The organism is Armatimonas sp., from assembly GCF_043760365.1.
Lineage (GTDB): Bacteria > Armatimonadota > Armatimonadia > Armatimonadales > Armatimonadaceae > Armatimonas.
Genome location: NZ_JAYUPA010000973.1, coordinates 1 through 2,773, shown reverse-complemented (window position 1 = coordinate 2,773; position 2,773 = coordinate 1). Strand labels below are relative to the sequence as shown.

The window sequence follows — 2,773 nt, the reverse complement described above, 5'->3', positions numbered from 1 at the left end:
TGGGCTGGAACTATCCCCTTCGCAGGGAGGAACGACCGAAAGCTGGAGGGGGAAAGCCGTCTCAGCGGCAGGGGGAGGTAAAACTGAATGGCCGTGGTAACGCCTCTGGTAACAACTTCTGTGAGATACTCTGACTGTTCGGCGGAAAATGACGACGTCTTCACTTGAGGAGAGCGTGAGATCACTGGCGGCGGGTGTTCCTCTGACAGAAACCCGCCGCCGATTTTTTAGGGACACAGCACCATGACACAGCACAAAATACGTTCCGTCTGTTTGTTGCTCTCCCCGCAAGAGCTTGGTCTGTTGCGTGCCATTTTGAGTGAGAATGCACACGATCTGTCTGCGCAGCAGCTTCTCGTTCGCGTAGACGCCGCTGAGACCGCGCAGCTTCTCCCACTGCTCTCCCGCGCTCTTTCTCATGTGGGGCTAACCCCTCTCGCCACCTAGACGAACGCCGATCTTGATGGATTTTTCGGGGGCGGTGAAGATGGTCGAGAGCACCTCGGAAGCATTATTGAAGGGCACTATCGGGGTGACGATTCCCTCGCCGGTGAGCTTGCCGTCTCGAAAGAGCTGGATCGTGGCTGCATACGCCCGCTCGTGATCCCAGAGGGGGTGGGAGCGGTCCGCATTGCCCCAGCCGACCCAGGCTTGGCTTCCGACAATGGTCGGGCGGTTGTGATGGAACTCCTCACCCAATTTTAGTGCACTGGCGTCCTTGGGACCCCACGGCACATGCACCACTGTGCCACACTGCCGCACACAGCGAATCGCGTCGTTGAGGGCGCGGCCATTGCCCGACGTCTCGATAGACACATCCACGCCGAGCTTTTCTGTGGCTAGCTTAATCTGAAGCGCGGCGTCGCAGGCCAGTGGATCAAAGACCGCCGTCGCACCGTGGGCCAGCGCATGCTCTCGGCGAATGGCGAGGGGGTCCACGGCAAAGACACGGCGCGCCCCACCTGCCTTGGCAATCTGCACCGCGAGTAGCCCGATCGCGCCCAGCCCAAAGACCGCCACATCATCGCTCACTCGAATGTTGCCATCGCGCACGGCCACAAACGCCACGTGCGCCGGGTCGCAGCAGACCGCGTCAGACTCGGTGAGAGCGCCCAGGGGAAAGAGCTTGTTTTCGGGGATATTCAGCAGCTCGCGCACCTGCCCGTAGCCAAAGACACGCTCCCCGACCGTAAAGCGTGTCACGTCGGAGCCGATCTCAATTACTTCACCGACAATCATATTGCCAATCCCACGCGGTGCTGGCGCAGCAGCCGGTGTTTCTTGTGTTTCCGGGCGTGGCAGAAACAGCCGTAGCTCCGGGTTCCATTGCTTGGCGCTAAAAGCACTGCCACTGATTAGCTGCGCCTCCGTGCCGTGCTTGGGCGCGGCGAGCTGCACTTTGATTTGCACGTCGTTGGCTTCTAAATTCGGCAGCTCGTACTCCATGATCCAGAAGCGCGAGCCATCTTCGGTAACAATTCTTCTTGGCATTTTCGTATTATCAAATCGGTTCGCCGTCCGGCAGGACGTTCGGCAACTTGTTGCCTTCAGCGAGGAATTTTCAACTCCTCGACACCATCATACTATTTTGAACTCTCCAAAAATTGGTCTACCGTCAGCGCAATGACTCCCTCCAGCCAAACGCGAAATGCTGCCGGACTCCCGAAAAACTCATTCAGACGTGCTTCTCGTTCCGGGCTTAGATCAATGGTAATGCTCATGGGTTGTATTTTAGCGCAAGCGTGAGGGGAATGCCGATCCGCATTAAGCCAGCGTTTCCTTTGCAAGTTTTTCCGCTACCCCGATGTAGGTGCCGGGGGTGAGTGCGGCCAGGCGTTTTTTGTCCTCGTCGGGGAGCTCCAGGCTCTCCACAAACGCGGCGAGGCCCTCGGGTGTGATCCTCGCGCCTCGGGTGAGTTCTTTGAGGCGCTCGTAGGGATTGGGCAGCCCCGCTTTTCGCATGACGGTCTGGATGGGCTCGGCCAGCACTTCCCAGTTGGCATTCAGGTCGGCAGCAAGACGCGCCTCGTCCACGGAGAGCTTACGCAGGCCGCGCAGTGTCGCCGTGATCGCGATCAGCATGTGCGCCAGCCCCGTGCCCATGCTGCGAATCGCCGACGAGTCGGAGAGATCGCGTTGGAGCCGGGAGACGGCGAGCTTGCTGGCTAAGTGCTCAAAGAGCGCATTGGCAATTCCGACATTGGCCTCGGAGTTCTCAAAATCAATCGGGTTGACTTTATGGGGCATCGTCGACGAGCCCACTTCCCCCTTGACGGCCTTTTGCAGAAAGACACCCAGGGCGATATAGGTCCAGACATCCCGGTCAAAGTCCAGCAAGATGTTATTAAAGCGTGTGAGCGTATGAAACAGCTCGGCCATGTAGTCGTGCGACTCAATCTGTGTGGTGAGTGGGTTGTAGGTTAGGCCGAGGCTCTCCACGAAACGCTGTGCCAGCGTGGGCCAGTCCGCGTTCGGGTAGGCGCAGAGATGGGCATTGAAACAGCCCACCGCACCATTGAGCTTGCCCAGATACTCCTGCGCCGCGAGCTGCTTTTCCTGCCGACGCCAGCGGTGCACAAAGACGGCCAGCTCTTTTCCTAACGTGCTCGGTGATGCAGGCTGGCCGTGGGTGCGTGAGAGCAGGGGGGTCGCGGCGTAGGGGCGTGCAAAATCGGCGATGGTCTCGATCAGCTCGTGGATCTTGGGAAGTAGCACCTGCTCCATGCCGTTCTTGAGCATCAGGGCATGGGAAAGATTGTTAATGTCCTCCGAC

Annotated in this window: 3 protein-coding genes; 1 reads left to right on the top strand and 2 read right to left on the bottom strand. The window is 58.9% G+C overall.

The window, feature by feature from the left end; translation table 11 throughout:
• Nucleotides 1–243 precede the first annotated feature (243 nt).
• Nucleotides 244–447, top strand: coding sequence for a hypothetical protein (locus ACH2EH_RS24660; RefSeq protein ID WP_395145998.1), 204 nt, complete (start codon nucleotides 244–246; stop codon nucleotides 445–447).
• On the opposite strand, the gene ACH2EH_RS24655 is transcribed toward ACH2EH_RS24660, so the two are convergent.
• Nucleotides 427–1,491 (bottom strand): zinc-binding alcohol dehydrogenase, encoded by a 1,065-nt coding sequence (locus ACH2EH_RS24655; protein ID WP_395145997.1) that lies wholly within the window; start codon nucleotides 1,489–1,491, stop codon nucleotides 427–429. The genes ACH2EH_RS24660 and ACH2EH_RS24655 overlap by 21 nt on opposite strands.
• Nucleotides 1,492–1,764: 273 nt before the next feature.
• Nucleotides 1,765–2,773 (bottom strand): adenylosuccinate lyase (gene purB, locus ACH2EH_RS24650; protein ID WP_395145996.1); only part of this gene is annotated, 1,009 nt, incomplete at its 5' end.

Coding starts and splice junctions, on each gene's coding strand:
- ACH2EH_RS24660 (WP_395145998.1), top strand. CDS start 244: ATGACACAGCACAAAATACGTTCCGTCTGTTTGTTGCTCTCCCCGCAA.
- ACH2EH_RS24655 (WP_395145997.1), bottom strand. CDS start 1,491: ATGCCAAGAAGAATTGTTACCGAAGATGGCTCGCGCTTCTGGATCATG.